The 22,580-nt window shown below is 59.9% G+C and carries 17 protein-coding genes and 1 pseudogene; 8 read left to right on the top strand and 10 right to left on the bottom strand.

The genetic code is table 11. The features are described from left to right. Positions 1 to 504: 504 nt before the first annotated feature. Positions 505 to 705, top strand: a complete 201-nt coding sequence (locus AB7535_RS23340; protein ID WP_282520785.1) for a hypothetical protein — start codon at positions 505 to 507, stop codon at positions 703 to 705. Between the two features lie 444 nt (positions 706 to 1,149). Here AB7535_RS23340 and AB7535_RS23335 read toward each other — a convergent pair whose 3' ends face one another. The 6 genes from AB7535_RS23335 to AB7535_RS23310 all read right to left on the bottom strand — a co-directional run bounded on the left by AB7535_RS23335 (position 1,150) and on the right by AB7535_RS23310 (position 7,218). Beyond that, positions 1,150 to 2,589, bottom strand: coding sequence for an undecaprenyl-phosphate glucose phosphotransferase (locus AB7535_RS23335; RefSeq protein ID WP_439035305.1), 1,440 nt, complete (start codon positions 2,587 to 2,589; stop codon positions 1,150 to 1,152). 148 nt (positions 2,590 to 2,737) lie between these two features. Then, positions 2,738 to 3,667, bottom strand: a complete 930-nt coding sequence (locus AB7535_RS23330) for a hypothetical protein (RefSeq protein WP_439035304.1) — start codon at positions 3,665 to 3,667, stop codon at positions 2,738 to 2,740. A 194-nt stretch (positions 3,668 to 3,861) separates the two neighbouring features. Then, the gene (locus tag AB7535_RS23325) at positions 3,862 to 4,521 is read right to left on the bottom strand and encodes an acyltransferase family protein (RefSeq protein ID WP_439036969.1); all 660 of its coding nucleotides are present in this window, start codon (positions 4,519 to 4,521) and stop codon (positions 3,862 to 3,864) included. Then, the gene (locus tag AB7535_RS23320; protein WP_439036968.1) at positions 4,512 to 5,003 is read right to left on the bottom strand and encodes an acyltransferase family protein; all 492 of its coding nucleotides are present in this window, start codon (positions 5,001 to 5,003) and stop codon (positions 4,512 to 4,514) included. Before AB7535_RS23320 ends, AB7535_RS23325 begins: the two co-directional genes overlap by 10 nt. Next, positions 5,000 to 6,025 carry a hypothetical protein gene (locus AB7535_RS23315; RefSeq protein ID WP_439036967.1) on the bottom strand — a complete coding sequence of 342 codons (1,026 nt, stop codon included), beginning with the start codon at positions 6,023 to 6,025 and terminating at the stop codon, positions 5,000 to 5,002. The genes AB7535_RS23320 and AB7535_RS23315 overlap by 4 nt, the downstream gene beginning before the upstream one ends. A 17-nt stretch (positions 6,026 to 6,042) precedes the next feature. Next, positions 6,043 to 7,218 carry an O-antigen ligase family protein gene (locus tag AB7535_RS23310; RefSeq protein ID WP_439035301.1) on the bottom strand — a complete coding sequence of 392 codons (1,176 nt, stop codon included), beginning with the start codon at positions 7,216 to 7,218 and terminating at the stop codon, positions 6,043 to 6,045. A gap of 237 nt (positions 7,219 to 7,455) precedes the next feature. Here AB7535_RS23310 and AB7535_RS23305 point away from each other — a divergent pair, with 237 nt between their 5' ends. From AB7535_RS23305 to AB7535_RS23295, 3 genes are all read left to right on the top strand, one after another. Further along, entirely contained in the window at positions 7,456 to 9,027 is a 1,572-nt protein-coding gene (locus tag AB7535_RS23305) for a hypothetical protein (protein WP_439035300.1), read from the top strand. 74 nt (positions 9,028 to 9,101) lie between these two features. Next, positions 9,102 to 10,025 carry a glycosyltransferase family 2 protein gene (locus tag AB7535_RS23300; RefSeq protein WP_439035299.1) on the top strand — a complete coding sequence of 308 codons (924 nt, stop codon included), beginning with the start codon at positions 9,102 to 9,104 and terminating at the stop codon, positions 10,023 to 10,025. Further along, positions 9,995 to 10,822 carry an FkbM family methyltransferase gene (locus AB7535_RS23295; RefSeq protein WP_439036966.1) on the top strand — a complete coding sequence of 276 codons (828 nt, stop codon included), beginning with the start codon at positions 9,995 to 9,997 and terminating at the stop codon, positions 10,820 to 10,822. The genes AB7535_RS23300 and AB7535_RS23295 overlap by 31 nt, the downstream gene beginning before the upstream one ends. Positions 10,823 to 10,859: 37 nt before the next feature. On the opposite strand, the gene AB7535_RS23290 is transcribed toward AB7535_RS23295, so the two are convergent. The 3 genes from AB7535_RS23290 to AB7535_RS23280 all read right to left on the bottom strand — a co-directional run bounded on the left by AB7535_RS23290 (position 10,860) and on the right by AB7535_RS23280 (position 16,313). Next, positions 10,860 to 12,149 carry a lipopolysaccharide biosynthesis protein gene (locus AB7535_RS23290; protein ID WP_439036965.1) on the bottom strand — a complete coding sequence of 430 codons (1,290 nt, stop codon included), beginning with the start codon at positions 12,147 to 12,149 and terminating at the stop codon, positions 10,860 to 10,862. A 206-nt stretch (positions 12,150 to 12,355) separates the two neighbouring features. Beyond that, the gene (locus AB7535_RS23285; protein ID WP_439036964.1) at positions 12,356 to 13,411 is read right to left on the bottom strand and encodes a glycosyltransferase family 2 protein; all 1,056 of its coding nucleotides are present in this window, start codon (positions 13,409 to 13,411) and stop codon (positions 12,356 to 12,358) included. A 319-nt stretch (positions 13,412 to 13,730) separates the two neighbouring features. Then, the gene (locus tag AB7535_RS23280; RefSeq protein ID WP_439035296.1) at positions 13,731 to 16,313 is read right to left on the bottom strand and encodes an Ig-like domain-containing protein; all 2,583 of its coding nucleotides are present in this window, start codon (positions 16,311 to 16,313) and stop codon (positions 13,731 to 13,733) included. Positions 16,314 to 16,982: 669 nt separating this feature from the next. Between AB7535_RS23280 and AB7535_RS23275 the strand changes: the two are divergent. Continuing rightward, a pseudogene (locus AB7535_RS23275) lies at positions 16,983 to 18,071 on the top strand (acyltransferase family protein); the annotation flags it as partial. 192 nt (positions 18,072 to 18,263) lie between these two features. Further along, on the top strand, positions 18,264 to 19,175 hold the full coding sequence (locus AB7535_RS23270) for an aldo/keto reductase (protein ID WP_049802953.1): 912 nt from the start codon (positions 18,264 to 18,266) through the stop codon (positions 19,173 to 19,175). 93 nt (positions 19,176 to 19,268) lie between these two features. On the opposite strand, the gene AB7535_RS23265 is transcribed toward AB7535_RS23270, so the two are convergent. Continuing rightward, positions 19,269 to 20,474 (bottom strand): acyltransferase family protein, encoded by a 1,206-nt coding sequence (locus AB7535_RS23265; RefSeq protein WP_439035295.1) that lies wholly within the window; start codon positions 20,472 to 20,474, stop codon positions 19,269 to 19,271. Between the two features lie 170 nt (positions 20,475 to 20,644). On the opposite strand from AB7535_RS23265, the gene rfbF reads away from it, so the two are divergent. Both rfbF and AB7535_RS23255 read left to right on the top strand, forming a co-directional pair. After that, entirely contained in the window at positions 20,645 to 21,487 is an 843-nt protein-coding gene (gene rfbF / locus AB7535_RS23260; RefSeq protein WP_354134217.1) for a glucose-1-phosphate cytidylyltransferase, read from the top strand. A 13-nt stretch (positions 21,488 to 21,500) separates the two neighbouring features. Then, entirely contained in the window at positions 21,501 to 22,559 is a 1,059-nt protein-coding gene (locus tag AB7535_RS23255) for an NAD-dependent epimerase/dehydratase family protein (RefSeq protein ID WP_439036963.1), read from the top strand. The last annotated feature ends 21 nt before the right edge of the window (positions 22,560 to 22,580 follow it).

Raw genomic sequence — 22,580 nt, 5'->3', positions numbered from 1 at the left:
TAGCGGCGATGAAGTCCTGCAGTGCAGGCGAGACCTCCACATCGGTGTCGGCTGCGCGCTGGGCCAGTGCGTCGGCAACGTCGGAAGTCGCATCCCGCGACCAAGGTAGGGCTTACAAGGGCACGTCAACCGCCCGTTCGCACCCCCTGAGGGAGTAAGTCAGACTCCTGAAGGGATTGGACTAGCGCCCGGAGGGAGTGAAAATTGCTGAAACTTGAGATGCGTCAAATCGACGGGGCCCCTCCCATCTAAATTTTCTTCATGTGGGCAAGAACAGTTGTGGGGTTTTCAATCCTTTGTATTTCGGGACCGAGGGCTCGACCAGCCTTGGTGTACCACAAGTTGCGCTCAACTTTCCCTATCATTTCGTCCCTCGCAACGTTCGCGCGGCCCCGGAATATCCCGCCACCGGCGCTAGCTCTCCGCTGCGGCTATTTACGAATGACATAACGGCCAGAACAACACGCTCAGTATATGCGAGGCAGGCCTTTGAGTGACCCGGGGATGCTGAACATCGTGCTGGATGGGTGCAAGGCGGAGCTCCAAATTCTCCAGGCCGAGCTTGATGACTTGCTCGGCTCAAATCCGCTGGACGTGACTGCCGTTCAGGACGTCGCACGACGCACGAGCGCGGTTGCCTTAAATCTCGCAGCGGTCAGCTTTGCGATTCTGGCTGGCCGGCCGTCGGGTGATCCTGTGAACTGAGCAGTTCGCTACCCTTGAGGTAATGGACTGGCGCCATCGAAGGGATAAGAGTTGCGCCGCAGTATCGACCCAGAGTGCCGGCATTGTTGCCGATACCAACAAAAAATGCCAACAAGCTGACGCGCCGTGGCAAAAATAAAACAGCAGGCTCCTTGCAGCAGGGAATGCCCATGCCGCTCCGGTCTCCACAATCGTCCCAACTGGAATCGAACCCGGCTCGGATCGAAATTGCTGCGGGATCGAGCTAACCCAATATCAGGAGGTCAAGGGCGGCTCTTGTCATACGTACCCATCCATTAGGCCCGACGATGTCGAGCGAGACACTTACCTCACAATAGACGACTTTGGCGGTCAGCTCGGTGGCGCATGGCACGAGACCGACGTCGAAAAGCGCTGATCGCGCGACGCTGATCCGCGATATGCTGAACCTACGATAAGAATGGCTCAATAAACGTCCTGACCCGAGAGCGCCACCACAGTCCGCATCATGATGCGGATGTCCAGCCAAATGCTCCAATTTGAGACGTACCATACGTCATACTCGACGCGCTTATTCATCAGATCGATGGTGGGTGTCTCGCCGCGCAAGCCGTTTACCTGAGCCCAGCCGGTCAGGCCTGGTTTGACGTGACGACGACAGGCGTAATTGCCGATCATCTGATCGTAATAGTTGTCGTGCGCGAGAGCATGGGGTCGCGGACCTACTAGCGACATTTCTCCGCGCAGCACATTCCACAGCTGGGGCAACTCATCGATACTGGTCTTGCGCAAGATCCGGCCGGCCCTGGTAACGCGCGCGTCCTCCTTGCTTGCCTGCTTGATCTCGGGACCATTCTCCGAGACCGTCATGCTGCGGAACTTCCAGATATCGAACAACTCGCCGTTGAAGCCACGGCGGGTCTGACGGAAAATGATGCTGCCTGACGAATCCAGCTTGACGACGATCGCCGTGATGATGAGCAAGGGCGCAAGAAACAAAAAGCCGATCGAAGCAAGGCCAATATCGGTGGCGCGTTTCAAGGCTCGCTCGCCGACCGAAAGAGGCGCTCGCTGGATTTCGATCGTGACAGATCCGCCGATGGGTGAGAATGGCCGAGATACAAGGTCGGCGATCTCGGAATCCGGCAGCAGACGGACTGGATTCGGCACCTGACGCAAACATTGGCTCAGATGCTGAAATAGCGGCAGGTCTCGCCAGTTGAAGGCCAGCAGAAATTCGTCGGCGCCTGCGCGACGCGAACTTTGAACGACACTCGCGAGCTCGCGCTTCATTGCGGCTGCGTCAGACTTCAGCGCAGGGTCGAGGACGAAGTGACCTACCACCTGAAAGCCGTTTCTGCGCAGATCTTTGAAACGGGCTGAGGTGAAGTCAAGCGGCTCGCCGCTGATCAAAACGACTCTTCGTTTGGGGGAGTGCCTGCGCGCGAAAGAAGAAGACAGGGCAAGTCGCCAAATCACGCGGTGTGCGACCAGACCAACGAAGCCGGTCGCGGTAAACAGCACGATGGTGATGCGAGATAACTCGGCGGTCGATCTCAGCAGGAAGGCGGAAAGCACGAGAATTGCGAGTGAGAGAAGCCATACGGTCGAGGTATTGCGCAGCTGCAAGCTCGTGTTGGCCAGGTTGTGGTTGTCGTAATAGCCTCTGAAGAAGGAGATGGCGACGAATGCTGTCGCCACAAGGAACGCAACACCAACGGGAGGTTCCCGCTCGGCAAGTGTCGCCATGAATCTGCGGTAGATCAGGTCGGCCGCGGCGTAGCTGAGCAGAATGAGCAGAAAATCGCCGGCCACGATGAAGAATTGGAGCGGCCTCTGGAGTGAGACGCCCCGCCTTGCCGGCATCGGGAATGAGGACTTCGAACCGTATGTGGTTAATGACATGAATGGCCTCATATCAAAGACTTGACGCGGAAATCGTATTCGCGAGAGGTGCTTTCAAAAATCTGCGTCGAGAGGCGACGGCCCCGATGCGATCGACGTAGCTCCTCGCGACGTCTCGACGATCGCGAGGATGAATTGCGTATGGCTCCTATCGCGGCGCCAGGGTCCGCAGACACGGCGAGGGTCCGCTCGCAGTGCGCTGGGTGCTGGCGACAGTGGAGGGGAGCGAAGACTCGGCCAGGGGTGGGGGTGGGTCCGCGACGAACTGCGCCGTGCTACCCGAAAAGAAGTAGAGTGTTGACCAATTGGTAGAGAGCTCGACCCAGTTGCTATTGCCGGCTCCTCGATTGTTGGCACCGTTGTGCAGCGCGTCCGGAGAGCGCCACCAATCGGCTCCGACATTAGCGACCACTTTCATCTCGGGATCCGTCGTCTTCATGTCGATCTGGACGTAAACGGCATCGACGGCGCCGGCGGCGTAGCTACCGCGTCTCACGAGCCACATCAGGTCATTGCGGCCGGAAGGAGGGCCGTCGACAAGGGTGCCTCCATCCGTCTGAACTTCGACCTTCAACTGGACGGCCACGTTCCTCGAGACAATCGCGTCGAAATGGGCTCCGACGATCTCGTTCTCCGACTGGTCTTGCACCAGAACCCATTCCTTCGTGGTGCGGAGGCGAACCCATGTCTTTCCGTTGGCGACGACGATCTTGCCGTCCTTGCCCGGCGTGGTCGCCCCGAACTTTGGAAATACAGACGCTATTCCCGTGACGGCGGTGAAGTCGGCGGGAGGTTCGCCGTTCTCGGGTTTGGAGGCGCCATTGCACCAGGAGGCCGTCTTTGGCGCTCCGGCAGGATATGCTTGGCTATACCCGGTGGTGTTTTGCTCGACGACGCTCGGGACGGCGTTCGGCCTTTCGTTCGCGGCATCGGCACTCTTCGTAGGGAAGGCTAGAATGCCAATGATGCCGAGTGACAGGAGCCAACCTGAGATGGACCGCTCGCAGGCGCAAATCGTACGAGCCTTAGCGGTAGGTGGCGAACAGGACGACGGGATAGAATGGCAAGTGTCAGACATAGACCGACCCATAACCAGTTAAGCGTCTTTTGGATCGTAGGCACCGGCGGTGCTCCGGACTTGACGAACGTCAAGAATGGCTCTGCGATTGGCGATGCGGCTCGGAAGATCGGCGTTGCGAAGCATTCCGTATCGCCAGAGCTGTTGGTTCCGGGCTCCGGAACAGCCGTGATGACTGTCGGCGTGCTGCCGCGTCAGCCCGTTTGACGCCGAAGCCCTTTGTTGTCGGGTGCCACGACGTCCGCGATCCGGCGCCTGCTGCCTCGCCCGAGACCGTCGATATAGTGCCGCGCCGGCGTTTCGATCACGACGTAGGAGAAATAGGAGATCGCGAATATGATCACCCATGAGATTGCGCAGAACACGACCATTAGTCCGGACGATGCCTGGAAGAGCTTGTCGGCGATCGCATTCATGACGATCAGGATGACGAGGGAGTGCCACATATAGATCGAGTAAGTCAGTTGGCCGAGAGGAGCGAAGCGCTTGACCAGCGCCGGCGCAGTCGCTTGATCCGCCGCGATTGCCGCGATTGCAACGACATAGACGAGCCCAAGCGAGATGAGATGATGGGTGTGGGTGACCATCGAGATCGTCAACATCGTCAAAGATAATAGCAGGACGCGTCCCGGTGCTGGGATCCGAACCTTGTCGCGGAAGTAGAACAGGCAAACGCCGATCATGAAGGAGGGAAGCGCCCGGAGGGGTGGCCAAACGTCGACCCAGGAGCGATCGACCGGGTTCTGCACGAGATCGACGATGATCATTGCAACGAGCGCAAGGGAGGTTATCGCAAGGAACCGGAGCTTTGACCTGACCACCGCCCAGGCGAACAGCGGAAACATCAGATACATGACCATCTCGGCGCCGATCGACCATGATACGCTGCTGAATTGATTCCGTTGCCGCAGGAGAACATCGAATTGAGCAGAACGGCGGTTTCAGCGATGCATCTCGCTTCGAAGGATGGCTGGTGATTTCCTGCCTTGCCGAGCGCGACGAATCCGGACCAGACGATAATCGCCGCGACTAGCGTCAGCCAATGCAGCGGCATCAGCCGGCCGACACGTCGTTGGAGGAACATCCCGTACTCGGAAAGGGTGCCCACTTTTCCCTGGTAGACATGTGCGATCACGAATCCCGAGATCGCGAAGAAGAGATCGACGAACAGGGCGAGGCCGCTCGGGAGCGTCGGCCGAATGGCAGCCGGATAAAAGAACTCGAACGAATGCCGGACGACAATGCCGACAGACGCGATGAACCGGAGCAGGTCCAGATGCAGCATCTCATCGGATGCGACCTGCAGAGCAGGAAGTTTCCACGCGTTGGCCGTCATGCTTTCACATCCGGTTTGCCCGTCTGCAGCTTGGCAGTTCTGGTCCGGCCAACTTTGACCAGTGCTCCCAGCGTCAGGGCGAAACCCAATAGGCAGTCGTTCGCCATCACACGGACGGTTGTGATCGGATCGGCGAGAATGATGTGCGAGCCGGAGTTGATGGACTGCTGCGAGGCCTGTTGAGCTGGAGCCTGCTCGCCGGTCGCGTTCAGGCCGGTGTGTTTCTGCTCCCCGGAAGGCGGCGCAGGTTGAATCGGCCCCTCCTGGATGACATTCTCGCCGCTTCGGGCAGGTGCCGGAGGGCTTGCGGGCGGCGTCTCCGTCGCCAAGCCGCGCAGCGGCGGAGCCGGGCTTGCGAAAAAATCATCGGCGCTCATGGAATAGAAGCCGATCACCTTCCACTGCGTCGAGAGCTCGATCCAGTTGGTGCCGCCGATGCCCGGATTATTGCTGTGGTCGTCGAGATATGGGGCTCGTGCGTCGCGCCACCAGTCGGCGCCGACCATAGCCACAAGACGCAGGTTCGGATCGGTGACCCGCATCTCCATCTGGACATAAACGGCATCCACGGCGCCAGCTGGGTAGGTTCCGCGCGCCTTGTACCAAAAATGGTTGTTGTAGCCGGCTGGGGGCGCATCGAACGCGATCGTCGCCCCGGCCAGGGGAGTGGCCTTCATGGGAATGGCAACGTTGCCGACGAAGTCGGGGACGAAATGTCCTCCCGTCAATTGGGTTTTGGCCTGGTCCTGCACCAGCGTCCATTCGCCCGCATGCTTGATGCGGACATAGGTCTTGGCGTTGGCGACCTCGACCGTCGCACCCGGATTGGAATACGGCGCCTCTCCCACCTTGGGATAGACCTGTCCCCAGCCCTCGACCGCGGTGAAATTCGTGGGCGGCGACCATAGCCCACCGTCATTCCAGCCCTGATACCAGTTGTAACTCGGGGGCACACCTGCCGGAAAGCCTTCGCTGTTCCCGGGGCTATTCTGCTTGATGAGCGCTGAGATCGAGAAATCCATCAACTATGCTTCCTTGCTCATGCATTGGGCAGGTCACGTGCCCGCCATTTCGGGGACGTGAACCGGCCTGCGTAGGAAAAGAACAGTGTCATCGACGTGAAATTGTCGATCAGGTTTTCGGACAGGAAGTAGATCAGAAGCACCGTGTACATTATCTTTGCCGCCCGATCCTTCAGCGAGAAAACGATGCTGAAGACGAAGACGACGAAGACCAGGAAATTGAGCAGGCCATATTCCGCCAGGACACGAAGGTAGTCGTTGTGCGGCGGGAGTGGCAGCACGGTAAGGACGCCGGTCTGGCTCGCGCCGTATCCGAACAGTATTCCGCCGGGCCCCAGCGACGAATAGATCTGCCAGATATTGGTCCAATGGGTGATGCGAAAGAACGCGGACATGTCCGTCGTTCCAGTCAAATCGATCAGCTGCTTCGTCGTCATCCGGGCGACCGTGCTCGGGTCAAGGCTCCAGATCAGCGCGATTGCGTTTAGCCCGGTCAGAAGTCGATCGAGTGCCCCGAAAGCGTGGGCCGCAATGCTGGCGCACGCCAGCAGGATGAGCACGACGAAGACCTGCGGTCGCAATGGGAAGAAGGACCAGAGGCCGATGGAGACGATGGTCGCCAGGGCCGGACCGACACGGTTCATGATCGCGGCATTGATAAACTGCGCGACCAGGACCCGATTTCCGAACCAGGGGGACAGAGCGAAGAACAACGCCGAGAAGTAAAGCGCTGCGGTATTCGTGTTGGGAAAGTAGGAGAACACGTCAGGATATTCGATGCTGGTGTAGACGTGGGTCTGGCCAACCACCCTGAAAATGAGCGGCAAAGCCGCAAGCATGTAGATGCAGCGCTTTTCCGGGAGTTGCATCCGCTCGGACATGCCGCGGCCGGCGACATAGAACGAATAGATCGAGACGAGCTTCAAACCATCGGATAGTTCGAAAGAGCCGAAGTTCACTAGATAGCTCGTACCCGTGAAGATGCAGGCCAGCGTCAACAGCGCATTATAGAAGTAGTTCTTTTCGTTCGTGATCATGACGTGGTGCGCAGACCACAGGATCAGGAGCAGGCTCGTCGAGTTGCTCAGGACGTTGAATACCGTCGAGCCGGTGAGATGAAAGAGGAAAGTCAGGCAATTCAGGAACACCAGGCCAAAGCAGGTGACCACGAAGAAGCGACCCTGCATGGTCATTGAACCGGAAGCGAGGTGCGGTGTTCCCTCCCTTCCCAGAGCTAGATCGTTCACGGCAGGCGTACTCCGCGCTTCTGACCTTTCGGTTCCGCGTCGTCCCTTCGAACGGGAGCGCCCTATCCGGCACCGATCTGTCGGATCAACATGTCGGCAATTGCCGGGTCTGAGTTGACGGTCGTCAATACCCGCCCGAGCGCTTGGGTGGACCGTGGGCTGTCACAAGAATTGGAGTCAACCGTGGAACGTGGCACGAGCAGTGTATTGGCCAGTGCATTCGGTCTGTTGTGGCGTCGGCAATGGGTCATCTATCTGTGCTTGTTGCTGACGTCCGGCGCGGCCTTTCTGTACTACGCTGCGGTTGGCGACCGCTATGAAGCCTATGTCCTGCTTCGTGCCGGGCAGGGCATCAAGGAGCGATCTGCCACGAATGCGGCGACCTCGCCATTCGGAGAGGGCGTCGACCTCCAAAGCCGAATGGAATCCCTGTCGCGCATCGCCAAGATCGATCAGGTCATCCTCGAAGCGGCGAAGAACGTCGGCTACGAGAGGCTATCGGCCGACTCGAATCCGACGCTTCTGGCCAGATTCATGGCATGGGGAAGGGAGATCGATCTTCGGGACGTATTCACCAGGGAATCTGCAGACCAGAAGGCGCAGGCGAATCCGGTTGACGAAACGGAAGAGGACATCGAGCGCAACCAGGCGGGCATTCTCAGCTTGCGGGACCGGGTGAATGCGAAACAGGAAGGGCGCTCGGATCTACTGAAGATAACGTTTCGCCACAAGGACCCGGTGATCGCCGCGAGCTATCTGAACGAGCTCGCCAACGCGTTGGTCACCGTGCAAAGCCTCGACGTGCAAATGCCGGGCGCTCAGGAGTTTTTCCAGGCACAAACGAAACGGCTGGAGGAGGAAGCCGAGGTCGCGGCTGCGGACCTGAAGCGCTTTTCCGTCGAGGCCTCGATTTATGCCGTCGACGACCAGCGGCAATTGCTTCTCAAACGAGCCAGCGACCTTTCTGCGCAGATTGCCACGACGCGAGGAACGATCGAGGACAAGAAGGGACAGAAATTGTCGATCGCCGATCAGCTGTCGATCTTGCGGCCAGTTGCACAGAACAAGACCGTCAGCCGGATGGTGACCACGCTCGGAGGGCAAGATACCCGCAAAGCGCTTGATCCGGTCGCAAAGCCGCCGGATCAGTTTGAGGAACAGCCGCCGTTGCTTCTGATCAAGGTCTACCAGGACAACATGGCATCACTGATGAAGCTGAATGCCGAACTCAATGGTCAGACGGAACTCCTCAATCAGCTCGGCACCGAGCTCGAGAAAGTGAACAAGGAGCTGGCGTCGCTCGCTGCGAAAGAGGCGGAATACGGAAGATTGAAGCGGGTTCTCACAACCGCATCGTCGGCTGCCGCTCAGTACGCGACTCGTATTCTCGAAGAGCAGATCAGCTCTGAGGTCGCCAAGAAGAGCCAGCTCTCCTCTCTTAGAGTGGTGCAGAAGGCGATAACGCCGACGGCCCCGGTGTTCCCGCAAGTCTCGCAACTCGTCGCACTGGCGATTGCTGGCGGAATTCTGCTCGGTCTGGGCGGCATTTTCGGTCCCGAGATTGCCAAGAGCACCATGTCTCCAGCGTCAAGCCAGGCCACCGCGGTTGCGGATCAGGATCAGGTCACGAATCTGTTGATGGCCGCCCAAAGAGGAGATCGGGTGAGGGGGCTCTATCCAGCCGGGTGGGCTGACTACGAGGACAACGGCGCCGGCACTGCGCGATCGTCCAGAATGCCGCCGCTCAAGGGATGAACGCAGTGTGCCGTGCGCGTGAGTGCCACCTGATGCGTTGGTAGCCGTCGCCGGTACAAAGGGTGATCCGCGACATGAAGATATTCAGCATTTGCTGCGTTCGAGACGAGAATGACATTGTCGAGGAGACGCTGAAGGCGGCTCTTGGGTGGAGCGATCGGATCTTTGTCTTTGACAACGGAAGTGTCGATGGGACCTGGGAGACGCTCCAGGATCTCGCCAATTGCCACCCCAGAATCGAGCTCGTTGGCCACGACGACAGGACGTTTACCGACGAACTCCGTGGAGACATATTTGAAACGCGACGCCACGTTGCTTCTCCGGGAGACTGGTGGTGCAGGCTCGATTCCGACGAGTTCTTCATCGATCATCCGGCCCGATTCCTCAAGGACGTGCCCCAGAACTACGGCTTCGTTCTCTCGGCGACGATGAATTTCTACTTCACGGATGCCGATTTGAGGAATTACGAGGAAAACCCGGCGGAATGGCTCGCCCGCCCTGTGCAGGAGCGCCTCAGATATTATCAGAACAATTGGAGCGAGCCGCGTTTCGTCCGTCATCGGCGCGATCTCCGCTGGGGCGGACTGATCTGGCCACATAATCGCGGACGCACATATCCGTCACGGATACGGTTGAAGCACTTTCCATACCGCTCGCCGGCCCAGATATCCAAGCGGCTTGCGATCCGTCAACAGCAGCCGGGGCTGTTCAAGCACGAGGCAAATCGGGTGCTTGCGAAGGGTCTTCAGCCTGACTGGGCGGACAGCGCTCCAACGCCGCAGCATGAGCTCGCCTCCTGGCGCGATCGCGTGAGAGAGGCTGCCGAATGCGATCTCGATCAGGGCGATGGAGTCTTCTTCACGCGCGACGATCTGATGCCCCCCCTTCCGTCGCCGGCCCTGGACCTGGTGAAGGTTGGGCTGCGGCGGACCCAACTGGGCAGGGCAATTGTGTCGCCGCTCCTGAGATGGCGGCGAAGCCAATTCGGCTGGCGGTGAGCCGTCTGTCCCACCCACACGCGATATCGACCACCTGGTCGAACTTGACTGAACCCGACAGGAGCAGAGACATGATGGTGAAGGATCGACTGAAATCGTTCGTCAGAGCAGCTGGATACGAGATTCGCCGTCATCATCCGAATTTGACGGAGTTTCTCCAATCCCGCTCTGTAAACCTTGTTCTCGACGTCGGTGCGAACGAAGGCCAGTTCGGGCAGGATCTCAGATCGCAGGGTTATTCGGGCAAGATCGTCTCCTTCGAGCCTGTGGTTGACGTGTTCAAGAGTCTCGAGAAAAGGTGCGCCGCCGACCAGAAATGGGAGTGCCGGAATACTGCGCTTGGTGACGCCAATGGCATCATCCAGATCAACGTGAGCAAGAACTCCGCGATGAGCTCGATCGTCAGCCAAACGGAGATCGGTCGCGCCAGCATCTACGAATCCCAAGTGGTTCGCGTCGACCAAGTCCCGATCGCCACGCTTGACTCGATGTTCGCGGAATTCGCCGGCGAGCGCGTGTTCCTGAAGGTCGATACGCAGGGGTTCGAGCAGAGCGTCCTGCGTGGAGGCGCAAACTCGCTTCATAACCTGCTTGGCGTTCAGCTCGAATTGCCCCTGATCCATCTCTATGAGGACACCTGGAAGTTCGATGAAGCACTCTGCTTCATGCGAGAGGCTGGCTTTACGCTGAGCCAGTTGCGCCCGGTGACTTATTACACCCGGGATCCCGCATCGTTGCTCGAGGTCGACTGCGTATTCAGGCGGACCAAATATGCCGGCGGTGTCAGCCGTCCCTGACGGCTGAACATTCCCGGGAACGCTCTGAACCTCTGAACTAGACGCCCGCCCGGCGGGAATGGACGTTCGAGACAGGGAAGCCGAACAGCAGCCAGTAGCGCCACAAGGTCATGATGAGCGAGGCCAGGAGGATTGCCGCTCCGGCGCCATGGAGCCCAGCGATGGGCAACAGCGCCAATTGCGCCAGTACAAGTACGCCGACCGAGGCGAGGTTCGTGACCGTCGTCAGACGGTCAAGATGCGCCGTAAACAAGGCCAAGGCTCCGAAATCGGCCATGTAACGAACGGCCAGTCCCGCCACGATCAGCCAGAATGCCGACAGTTGGGCGATGAGGGCTGGCTGTGGGGCAACCCAAGGCAGAAGCACCTGGAATGTGAATCCAACCGCCGTGCTGAGCGCAGCGGTCGCGAGCGCCGTCGTCTGCAGGAAACGCCAGGCCAGCTGACGATGCGCCGAGGGGCCGCTGGTCCGATATGCGCTGATCAGCGATGGGCGCTGCTTCTGTTGCAGGACCAGAGCCAGGAAGGTGGTTGCGGAACTGCCGACCGTCCAGAAAAGGAAGTAGACGCCGGCGACTTTCAGGCCCAGGAACAGTGTGATCAGGTAACGGTCGATATATTGACTCGTAATGAATCCGAGGTCGCTCAACAGCATCAGATAGGACCTGCGGATCGCGTCGGTGATCACGGCAACCCGGAACGGACGGGAAAAGGATGCCAGCCATGGCCATGACCGGCTCAGGAGGGCGAACAGTCCCACTGAGGCGGCGCCTCCCACCAGCCAGAAGCCGAACAGATGCGGAAGCGATCTGAAGCTGGTGTCCCAGATGGCGAGCGGGACAAAGACGAGAATCCAGGCCGCGCCACGAATGAAGCCGATGGCGTTTGCCCAGACGTGGCGCTGCAAGCTGGAAAGGAGGTAGAAAATGTCGTTGCCCACGTGCTCGAACGCGATCACGGCGACGATGAGGATCCAGAGAGACGTGGTGCCGAGGAGGACGGTTACCAGCGCCGCGATCGTCAGAAGAGTCGTGTACGCGAAGCCCACGAAGCCCCAATAGTGGCGCATGCTGTCGATCATGTCGTCGGTAGAGGCCGTGACGGCGTCGCGCATGAGCAGGTGGTTCATACCAAGATTGACCACGATCGGGACGGCTGCGATCGCGCCGGCGGCGAGGCCATAGAGACCCAGCGACGACAGGTCGAGATAGCGGGCGATGAACAGCGCGAGGCCGAATTTGCAACCCATGACGCTCGCCCGCATGGCCATGACCATGAGATCGACGAGAAGGCGTCTGGATGAAGCAGGCAACGCTGTTGTGCTCATGATGCGGGCAGTGAATCAGGCATAAAAAACCACCATCGCGCTCTTTCGCGTCCTGTCCGCTCGATCGGCAATCAACGACTCCCGGGCAGCCTAGGGCGCGAGAGCCGGACGAATTTGAGAGGCATCAATAACGGTTTAGGCCGGTCAATCGTGGCCGACTGTGCCGGCCCTGCAGAATTCGCTGGCGGCCGGCCAGGTTCGTGCCGTCAAGCGAGTTGTTCGGCGGTGCCGCGCCTCAAGCGACGCAGGCGGGCGGCGAGAAGCGGAGGACAAAGGGCGACAGCAACGAAGCGAAGGATGGCTTGCAGGCTTACGCCGCGAAAATCCCGGCGGAACTGCCAAGCCACGCTCGCCATCTCCGCGATGCTCGCACCGCCCTTGCGGAAATCCGTCAACGTGATCAGTCCCCGACGTGCAAAGCAGCGCCTGGCCTGGAGCTGGATGGTCTTGCGCAGCTGCATGTCCTGCACACAGGATTCCGCGGTGTGCGCGATCAGATCGGCGACCTTGCGACCGTCCTCCAGCAGCTGTTCCACTCCCAGTCGAGCCGTCTCGGAATCGTCGTGATAGGTGTAGGTCGCGCAAGCTTCGTTGACGAGACCGGCCTTGCCGAGAAGAAGCAGTGGTGCCCATGCGGCAACGTCGGCGGTGTGCGGCAGATCCAGCGGGATGCCGCCACGCTCGCGCAGGAGGTCGATGTTCATCGTCACGCCGCATACATTGACGGTAATCTGGTCGGTCAGGAATGCATTCAGAATCGTGGCTCCGTCCCAGACGCCGGTATCGAGAGTCCGGCTGGCGCGCGGAGGGCGCGTCTGGCCGAGCGAGGCCGCATGCAGATTGCTCAGCGTGATGACGACTGGAAGTTGCGGCTGTTGTTCGATGAGGGCGACGCATCGCTCGAGCAGAGAAGGCATGATTCTGTCGTCATCGGAGACGAGAATGATGTAATCGCCGCGGGCATTCGCGACGCATGCATTCCAGTTCGGAAGCAGGCCGATGTTCGTTTCCTGGGTGATGACGCGCAGCCGCGGATCGCTGAATTCGCCCAGGATCCGTGCGGTATCGTCCGGCGACGCATTGTTCGAAACGAGAACCTCGAAATGAGGGTAGGTCTGCGCCAGCGCCGATACGATGCATCCCTTCAGGAGTGCGGCCCGGTTATACGTCGGAATTGCGATCGTCACGTAAGGATGGCCTGTCGCGGCTGGAAGCGCGCGATCGGCGGCCGCACCGGCATGATTGGGCGGGGGAAACTCCACGATGTTTGCCGAATTTGCCGTGGGATTTGGGATCATCCGACGTGTCGCCGCGTCAATTGCCATGAGGCGCTTGATCTCGCCCGACCTAGTTTCCGATCGGAAGTAGAATTGCTCGGATGCACGGCCGGCTCCTTCCACGTGTGAGATCGCGCAAAGGCGTCATGGACGGCGAACGGCATCATTCTGGGCGCGCCCGGGGTCATCTAAACTGCGGCAGGTCGGGCCGAGTTGACGGCTATCAATTCCGTCTCTCGAAGCAAAAACGGGGCGCCGTGAAAAACGGGGCCCCGGAACTTGGTTCTATCCCGTCGCCGGAAAGCTAGTGTTGGGCGGGCAAGGAGAGCGTCTGCGCGAGTGAAGCGTTCGGGTCGGTTACAAGCGGCCCGTTCGTCACTGCGCTGGTTGTGGTCGCATCGGTCGCACTATATTGGCTCATCAACGCGACCGCCTGGTTTGCAGTGCTGAGCAGCGACGCTGAGGCAGAGCCTGCCGGCTTTGCAACCAAAGACACGTTGTCGTAGAGCGCACCGAGCCCGTCACTGCTCTGGCCCGCAACTTCGCGGAACGTCACGCGGTCCTGTCCGCCCGTGCCGGTCACCGTGAAATCGTAGTTCTTCCACGTGCCGTCCGGCGGTACCACTCCGACGACCGAGCCGTTCCAGAGCACTTCGATCGAGCAGGTCGAGCTTGTGAACCCCGGCCGCGAACGCGCGTCGAGGGAAAGAACGTACTGCTGCCCGGCCACGGTTTTCACATCCTGGTAAAGTCCGTCGCGGGCCCCAGCGTAGTCCAGTTCGCCGAAATTGACGCCGTCGGTTGCCTTCACGCCATTCAGATTGTTCCAGAGCTCGATGGTTCCGCCACTGATGGCGTGCCAGCCTGGAATGGCATCGAAGGCACCCCAGCGGCCGTCGAGGAGGGGCCCCAGCGAAGAGGATTCGAACGATCCGTTCACCAGAAGGTTCTTGTCCGCTGACTGCGGCGGTGGATCGACCGGCTTCGCCGTGGCGGTGAGCTGGATGTTGTCGTACATGGCACCGAGGCCGTCGCTGCCCTGGCTGACGACTTCGCGGAAGGTCAGGCGATCATTGCCGCCGGTGCCTACGACGTTGAAGTCGTAGGTGTCCCAGGTGCTACCGGGCGGGACGGTCGCAATGACCGAGTTATTCCACAATATCTCGATCGAGCAGGTCGCGCCGGTGAAACCGGGTCGCGAGCGAGCATCGAAAGACAGTTGGTAAGTTTGTCCGGCGACGGTCTTCACGTCCTGGTAGAATCCATCTCGCGCACCGGCATAGTCGAGCTCGCCAAAATTGCCGCCGTCGGTCGCCTGGACGCCACCGAGGTTGTTCCAGAGTTCGATCGTTCCGCCGGAGATCGCAGTCCAGCCCGCCACCGACTGGAACGCACCCCAACGGCCGTCGGCGAAGGGCGCGAGAGTCGTTGCCTCGAACGATCCGTTGACCAGCAGGTTCTTGCCATCTGCCGGTGGCGAAGTGACGGGGCCGCCCACGGTCACGTTCAGGGCAGCAGATTTCGTGCTGACGTTACCCGCGGCGTCAGTGGCCATCGCTGCAAAAGCGTGGCTGCCGGCCGCCAATTGGCCCGTTGTCAGGCTCCAGGCGCCGCTCGCGTCAGAAGTGGCCGTGCCAATCACGATCGTTCCCTCGACGACCTTGACCGTGCTGCCGGCTTCCGCCGCGCCGCTCAACGTCAACTGCCCGGTGTTCGTCGTCTTGGCCGCGGCGGTAACAGCACCCGGTGCCGTGATCGTGGGGGCCGCCGGCGCCAGCGTATCCACGCGCATGCTGAGCGAAGCGGATGTGCGACTGACGTTGCCCGCCGCGTCCGTGGCGGTTGCGGTGAAGGCGTGATTGCCGTCCGACAATTGGGCCGTGGTCAGGCTCCAGCTGCCACTTGTACCGGCTTTGGTCGTGCCGACCACGGTGGAGCCTTCAAGCACCTTGATGGTGCTGCCCGCCTCAGCCGTTCCGCTCAACGTCAATTGCTTGGCGTTGGTGATCTTGTCTCCGGTGGTACCCGTGTCCGGCGAAATCGTCGCTATCGTGGGCGCTGCCGGAGCCAACGTGTCGGGAGACATGACCGGGGGCGTTTGAGGAGACCCAAGCAGCGGCGGCGGCAAGTCTGCCTGGAACGCCGTAGTGCTCAGGGAATAGTAGCCGATCGTCTTCCACTGGGTCGAAAGCTCAATCCAGTTGCTGCCTCCGACACCTGGATTATTGCTGTGGTCGGCAAGAAATGGTGCCGTGGCGTTGCGCCACCAGTCCACGCCGACCATGCCCACCAGCTTCGCGTTGGCGTCGGTCGTTCTCATGTCCATCTGGACGTAGACGCCGTCGACCGTACCGGCCGCGTAGGTGCCGCGCGATCCATACCAGAAATGATCGTTGTATCCGGTCGTCGGCGCATCAAAGCTCGCTGCTCCGTTCGACAGGCGGGTCACAGTCATCGGGTATGCCGAATTACCCGCGAAGTCAGAGACGAAATGGCCACCGCCGATGCCAAGCTTCGACTGGTCCTGGACCAGCACCCACTGACCGGTCTCCTTGATGTGCACGTAGGTGACTGCGTTGGCGACTTCGACGTCAGCGCTTGGAGACGCAGCAGGAGCACCTTCTTCCGTATAGACCTGGCCCCAGCCTTCCACCGCGGTGAAGCCGGCCGGCGGTGTCATCTGACCGCCGGGATTCCAACCCTTGTACCAACTGTAGCTGTGCGGAACACCGGCAGGAAACGCCTCGCTCTGCCCGAGCGTGTTCTGTTTGATCAGGTCTGATAACGAAATCCCCATTTCACCTTCCCAGTCTTTCGATTTTTTGGATGTGAGACAGCACTCAAGGCTGACCGCGGATTGCGAGGCCAGAAGGCGCGCCGACGTCACGTCGTTCGCGCCTACCAAACGCTGTTTCTGCTGATACTCGACAGGTGCAAGAATCGGCCGGACGCCCTGCGGCCATTAACTCGCATTACGAAATCGGACTTGCCGAATCACTCTGAGCCTTTCCCGAAAGGATGAACTAAGCTGCGATAAAGTTCAATCAACGAGGCGCAATGAAATCCACGTAGCTTCACGTGATTGCACTCATTTCGAGCAGCGACTGTCACAAGCAGCGACCCTGCAACAGGGTTAACGCTTGCAACAGAATCTGTCGTCAATGTGATTGATTTGTTGCGGAATGGGGTAGCACTGAGGCACTCCTCCATCATTGCTGGATCATCGCGATATCTGCCTCAAGAGGCAGCAAGGCCTGTTTAATTGCCACCGCCGCTATCGCGAGGAAATACCGCTTGTTTTCGTCTTTCGTGCGTCGTGGGCTGGTCGCATGTTGGGCGCATTGCGTCGAATTGTCCTGCCTCGGTGTGCCGCATGGCTCCTCTGACATTTGAAACTTCGCGCATCGGCATCTCCTGACGAATGCGATCCTCGCCATCCCTGCGACGAGAGGTATTCGCGTCTGCCGCCGCTGGACCGCTCATTATTGAGCATCGTCAACTCGACTGGAAAGCTCGGGATTAAGCGGGAAGGCTGGCGTCTTTTCGGTGGTTCGAAGTGGTTCGAGACGGAAGGCATCACGTGATCGGCTTTCGCGCACAGACCGGAATTTCGAATGTCGTGTCGGATTGGCTCGATCTCGCACGCGGCCTCGCGGCAGTCGAAGTCCTGGCATTCCATTCCTATCAGCTGATGTTCATGGAGAAGCTGCCGGACGAGAGTTACGGTCCGGCAATCAGAGCGGTCTATTCCTTGCTGTGGGCAATCAGCGCGAATGGCCCCGCGGCCGTCCTCGTGTTCTTCGTCCTGAGCGGGTATCTCGTCGGTGGGCCTGCCTTGGTCAGAAGCTCGCAAGGACGGCTGAACGCCGTCGATTATTTCTCCGCGCGCCTATCGCGTCTCTACCTCGTTCTCCTGCCGGCGCTGACGATATCCTTTTGCCTGTACATCTCGACACGGCAGTCGACGGGGTGGCAGACCTACGTGTCCTCGCACCAGGATGTCTATAACAGTGCGCTCATTTTCCGCGCGCCTGTCAGTGCGGCGGCCGCGATCTGCAACGGCCTGTTTCTCCAGTCGATAGCCTGTTCGGAATTCGCGGGAAATGCCGCCCTCTGGAGCCTGTCGAACGAATTCTGGTACTATGTGCTGTTTTTTGCGCTGATCTCGGTGCGCAAGAAGCCAGCTTACGTCGCAATGATCGTCGTCGTCTTCGGGCTGTTTGCGCTCGCAGAGCATCACGACGCCAGCGGCACGCATGTGGGTCTGAAGTTCATCTTCTTCTTTTTCATCTGGTGCCTCGGCGTGATCGCCTACGCGGTGGTTGCGCCGGCCTGGGCGTGGTGCTGCTGCTTCCTGTTGAGTGCAACGGGACTGTATCTTCTCACAATGAAGGGCCTCTTCCCGCAATGGGCCGCGTTCAGCATGGCGGTCGGATTGGGCACAACCGCAGTCATTGTCGCCATAGACCATCTGAAGGTATCGCTGCCCTCATTTCTTCACGCCGGCAGGGAGCTCGCAAAGTTCAGCTTTTCCCTTTATGCGATTCATTATCCGATCCTGCTGCTCCTGAACGCCACAGCCGCCAGTGATCGCCAGGAATTCACCTTCGCCTCGGTCGGACTCAACGCAAGTTTCATCCTGTCGTGCCTGCTCACGGCGACCATCTTCTATTTTATGTTCGAAAGCCGTACGCCGGCCGTCCGTGACTGGCTGAAGGCCGTGATGGTTCGCAGTTGGGCAGGTGGGCGCGCTTTCCAATCGGCAGTGATTGCCTCCATGCCATACGCCTTGGCGTCCGATCGTGGCGTGGCTGGGCCGGCTACGACTGCTTTTGGAATGGCGCCGAGGCAAGCAGAGCCGCCGCAGGAGCACCTCGCTGCAGCTGCAGCGCAAGTCCCGATGGTTCTGTTGAACGACGGCCAGGCACTGCCTCAACTCGGCCTCGGGGTCTGGCAGATCGACAACGCGATCGCGCCGGAGGTCGTCACATCCGCGATCAACGCTGGTTATCGTTTGATCGACACGGCTGCGGGTTATGGGAACGAGAGCGGCGTTGGCACGGCCCTCAGACGGGCAAGAAACCAGTTCTACATCACGACCAAGCTTCGCAACGAGGATCAGGGATACGACCGGACGATGCGGGCGTTCGAGGCGAGCGCAGCGAGATTGCAGGTCGACATCGTCGATCTCTATCTGATCCATTGGCCATGCCCACAACAGGGCGCTTATCTCGAGACCTGGCGCGCGCTCGTCGAGCTCCGAAAACAGGGATGCGTCCGGTCGATCGGCGTATCGAACTTCGTGGCCGATCATCTGGAGCGAATCATCCACGAGAGTGGCGTCGTACCGGCGGTGAACCAGATTGAGCTGCATCCAGCGTTCCAGCAGCGCGAGCTGCGGAACATCCACGAGCGCTATGGCATCGTGACGCAGGCGTGGAGTCCGCTCGGGCAGGGCGCGGCTCTCGCCGACCCGAGGATATCGGCCATTGCGGAACGGTGCGGCCGTTCGCCTGCGCAGATCGTGCTTCGCTGGCACCTCGAAAATGGCACAATCGCGATACCGAAGTCAGCGAATGTGGCCCGTATGGCCGAGAACATCGACTTGTTCGGGTTCGAGTTGACCAGCGATGATCACGCCGTCATTTCGAGGCTCGACCGGCATGATGGAAGGATCGGCCCCGATCCGGCAGCTTACGGTCGCATTGGCCTGCTTCGCCGACTGAGCCGCCGCATCTCGAGGTCCTGAGGCAGCGGGGCTCCTGGTCCTCATGGTTTCCGGTTGCCCGACGCCGGCTGGATGAGTGGACGGAGCCGTCGGCTTGGAAGGTGCTGTGCGGGCTCACGCGGGCCGGCGAAACAGCGAGCTCCACGCGGTGAGGAGCATGTACCGCGAGCGATCCGCGAGTACGGAAACGAACGCCAGGATCGGTTTCTTTTCCGCCATAACCCTGGATTCGAGCAGGTGCCAGGATGCAATCGCGAATATCGAAGTCACGGCAAGGCTGAGGCCAAAATTGACGTACCAGATGCGGTGGTTCGGCAGCAGCTCGGCCATCGTTTGCTGGACGGGAAATCCGTAGAGATAGATGCCGTACGAGTAGTCGGCCACTCGGGTGACAGGTCCAATCTTGAAATTGAGCAGTCCGAGATACACCGTGAAATAACTGACGAAGAGTGCGGCGAGATCCTCCCCGGCGCGGCTGGAGGCGAGCACGGAAGCAGCGAAGCCAACCAGGCTGATCAATAGCCGCCAGCGCGAATACACAATCCGAGTTCGATTCAGGAACAGCGCCACTCCGCACAGGAAGGCGAGAACCAGCATCCGGCCCGGCGGCGCGGCGGGCGAGGCGGGCTTCGCCCCCACAATGTCTCGCAACGCCATCGCGATGACGACGAACAGGACTGCGAACAGGAAGAGCCGGTGCCGTTTCGTCAGGCCGATCAGCGCGGCCACGCTGATGACAACATAGCATTCGAGTTCGTGCGGGACGGTCCAAAGCTGGCTGTTCACCATGTTTGGTACGGGTAGGTCGGAAAAGACACCCGGCAGATAGAAGTGAATGTCACCGATCGTATTGAGAAAGTAACGGAAGAAGTCCGTGTCGGTGAAATATTGCGACAAAGCGAGATCCGTGAAGAGCGGGCCGATCAGAACGGCAGAGATCAGGACTTCCGCCGTCAAGGCAGGGAATATCCTGATGACCCGCAAAGTGACGAATGCCGGAAGGCTGTTTCGCTCGAGGCTTCCGGCAACGAGGAATCCGCTGAGAGCAAAAAAGGCGGGAACGATAACCCAGACCACAGGCTTCAATGGGCCGCCGTAGAACCATTGTTCGGCGGGCAAGCCGTAGCAGACCGCGACCGAGTGCCAGAGGATGACGGCGACCGATAACGAGATACGCAAGAGATCGAAGCCCGCGGGCCTGCCCTTCGCCGCTTCCCACTTGTCGCCGACCGATGTCATCGCGCTTTCCGCTTGGGTGGCGGGCGTCCGCCTCGATCCTCGAATATCGGTGGCGCCGATCGGCAAGTTGATGAACGTCAAATCGTCGCGCTGGTGAACGCGTCGCGACAGGGCGGTGCACGGTTCGATATCGCCCTCCCGAGTTGACGATCATCAACTTGATCGTGCCCCAGCGACCTACGGTCCAGGCTGCGCCATCCGAAACTGCAGCTATGCATGTTTCGGTGGGGAACCCAGCACAGGAGATCCCTATGAAGGTTGTTATCCTCGCCGGTGGCTACGGCACGCGATTGAGCGAGCATACTTCTGTGGTACCGAAGCCTCTGGTCGAGATCGGCGGTCGTCCGATCCTGTGGCACATCATGAAGCTGTATTCCCATCACGGCCTGAACGACTTCGTGATCTGCTGCGGCTATAAGGGCACCGTGATCAAGGACTACTTCATGAGCTATTTGTCCCATCAGGTTGACTTCACGATCGATCTCCAGCGCAACCGCATTGAGATGCATCGGAGCGGTACGGAGCCCTGGAAAGTGACGCTGGTCGATACCGGAGAGAAGACGATGACCGGCGGGCGGGTCAAACGGGTGCGCGAGCATCTCGGGGACTCCACCTTCTGCATGACGTATGGCGATGGCGTCAGCGACGTCGACATCGGCGGCCTCATCAAATTCCACCATCAGCAGGGCGCACTGGCGACGGTCACCGCGGTTCAGCTGCCAGGCCGATTTGGCGCCATCAATCTCTCGTCTGATCGTCCCCGCGCGGCCGGCTTCCGCGAGAAGGACGCGACCGACGGTCAGGTCATCAACGGCGGCTTTTTCGTTATCGAGCCGCAGGCCCTCGATCTCATCGACGACGACAGCACGAGCTGGGAGAACGAGCCGCTTGCCCGTCTGACCGAGCAGGATCAACTGGCCGTCTACAGGCACCGCGGTTACTGGCAGAACATGGACACCTTGCGCGACAAGGCCATTTTGCAGAGCCTCTGGGATGCCGGGGATCCACCCTGGTGCGTCTGGAATAAGGGCTCCGCCGCGAATGGAAGCGCCAAGGTATCGCAACCCGCAACCGCCGATCAGGCGACTCATTGAGGAGATGAATCAGATGCGAGTTCTCTTCACTGGGGCTGACGGATATATCGGTGCTGTGCTTGGTCCGCGACTGCTCGAGCGCGGTTACGATGCGACAGGCATCGACACTGGCCTCTATCGCCGCGGCTGGCTGTTCGATGACGGCAGGACGCGTCCGATGGTCATGTCGCGCGATACGCGGCAGCTGTCACCGTCCGATCTGGAAGGCTTTGACGCCGTGGTCCACCTCGCGGAGCTTTCCAATGATCCGCTGGGAGAAAACGATCCTGCCATCACGATGGAGATCAATCATCGCGGCTCCGTGGAATTTGCCCGCAAGTGCAAGGCGGCGGGTGTCGAACGGTTCATCTATGCGTCCTCCTGCAGCATCTATGGTGCCGCCGGCGCCGAGACGAAATCCGAGACGTCCTCTTGCGAGCCTCAGACTGCGTATGCGCGATGCAAGGTTCTCGTCGAGCGCGATCTTGTCGAGCTGACCGATTCCCGTTTCACGCCCGTGTTTCTGCGTAACGCTACCGCGTTTGGCGCGTCTCCCCGACAGCGCTTCGATCTCGTCCTGAACAATCTTTCGGGGTGGGCGTTCACAACGGGAAAAATCCGCGTCATGAGCGACGGCACTCCCTGTCGCCCGCTGGTCCACATCGAGGACATCTGCCAGGCCATCCTGTGCGCGTTGGAGGCGCCGCGCGAAGCGGTTTGTGCCGAGGCGTTCAATGTCGGCGATGAAAGTCAGAACTACACGGTGCGGGAGATCGCGGAGATCGTGAACGACACGTTCACCGGTTGCGATCTTTCGTTTGGTCCCAGCGGCCCGGACAATCGCAGCTATCGCGTCTCTTTTGCGAAGATCAAGGCGCATATGCCGAATTTCCGCTGCCAATGGAATGCGCAGCGCGGCGCGCAACAATTGAGGGGGGTGTTCCAGCGCATCCAGCTCGACGAAGCGACCTTCAATGCCGCGCCGTTTACGCGCCTTTCCGAGCTCCGGCACCTGCAGCACACCGAGCAGCTGGATCCTCATCTGCGGTGGACGCCAATTCCGGAAATCGTTCCGACGATTGTGGGTGCATGATCACGCAATTTTGACGTGTTC

Origin of the sequence: Bradyrhizobium sp. 956_D2_N1_4, from assembly GCF_052076025.1 — a bacterium.
Classification (GTDB): Bacteria; Pseudomonadota; Alphaproteobacteria; order Rhizobiales; family Xanthobacteraceae; genus Bradyrhizobium; species Bradyrhizobium barranii.
The sequence above is the reverse complement of the archived record's forward strand: the minus strand, read 5'-3'. Positions and strand labels throughout refer to the sequence as shown.

What these genes read in the sequence shown, in the direction of transcription:
- AB7535_RS23340 (WP_282520785.1), top strand. Translation starts at nt 505, where the DNA reads ATGCTGAACATCGTGCTGGATGGGTGCAAGGCGGAGCTCCAAATTCTC.
- AB7535_RS23335 (WP_439035305.1), bottom strand. Translation starts at nt 2,589, where the DNA reads ATGTCATTAACCACATACGGTTCGAAGTCCTCATTCCCGATGCCGGCA.
- AB7535_RS23330 (WP_439035304.1), bottom strand. Translation starts at nt 3,667, where the DNA reads ATGTCTGACACTTGCCATTCTATCCCGTCGTCCTGTTCGCCACCTACC.
- AB7535_RS23325 (WP_439036969.1), bottom strand. Translation starts at nt 4,521, where the DNA reads ATGTATCTGATGTTTCCGCTGTTCGCCTGGGCGGTGGTCAGGTCAAAG.
- AB7535_RS23320 (WP_439036968.1), bottom strand. Translation starts at nt 5,003, where the DNA reads ATGACGGCCAACGCGTGGAAACTTCCTGCTCTGCAGGTCGCATCCGAT.
- AB7535_RS23315 (WP_439036967.1), bottom strand. Translation starts at nt 6,025, where the DNA reads ATGGATTTCTCGATCTCAGCGCTCATCAAGCAGAATAGCCCCGGGAAC.
- AB7535_RS23310 (WP_439035301.1), bottom strand. Translation starts at nt 7,218, where the DNA reads ATGACCATGCAGGGTCGCTTCTTCGTGGTCACCTGCTTTGGCCTGGTG.
- AB7535_RS23300 (WP_439035299.1), top strand. Translation starts at nt 9,102, where the DNA reads ATGAAGATATTCAGCATTTGCTGCGTTCGAGACGAGAATGACATTGTC.
- AB7535_RS23295 (WP_439036966.1), top strand. Translation starts at nt 9,995, where the DNA reads ATGGCGGCGAAGCCAATTCGGCTGGCGGTGAGCCGTCTGTCCCACCCA.
- AB7535_RS23290 (WP_439036965.1), bottom strand. Translation starts at nt 12,149, where the DNA reads ATGAGCACAACAGCGTTGCCTGCTTCATCCAGACGCCTTCTCGTCGAT.
- AB7535_RS23270 (WP_049802953.1), top strand. Translation starts at nt 18,264, where the DNA reads ATGGCGCCGAGGCAAGCAGAGCCGCCGCAGGAGCACCTCGCTGCAGCT.
- rfbF (WP_354134217.1), top strand. Translation starts at nt 20,645, where the DNA reads ATGAAGGTTGTTATCCTCGCCGGTGGCTACGGCACGCGATTGAGCGAG.
- AB7535_RS23255 (WP_439036963.1), top strand. Translation starts at nt 21,501, where the DNA reads ATGCGAGTTCTCTTCACTGGGGCTGACGGATATATCGGTGCTGTGCTT.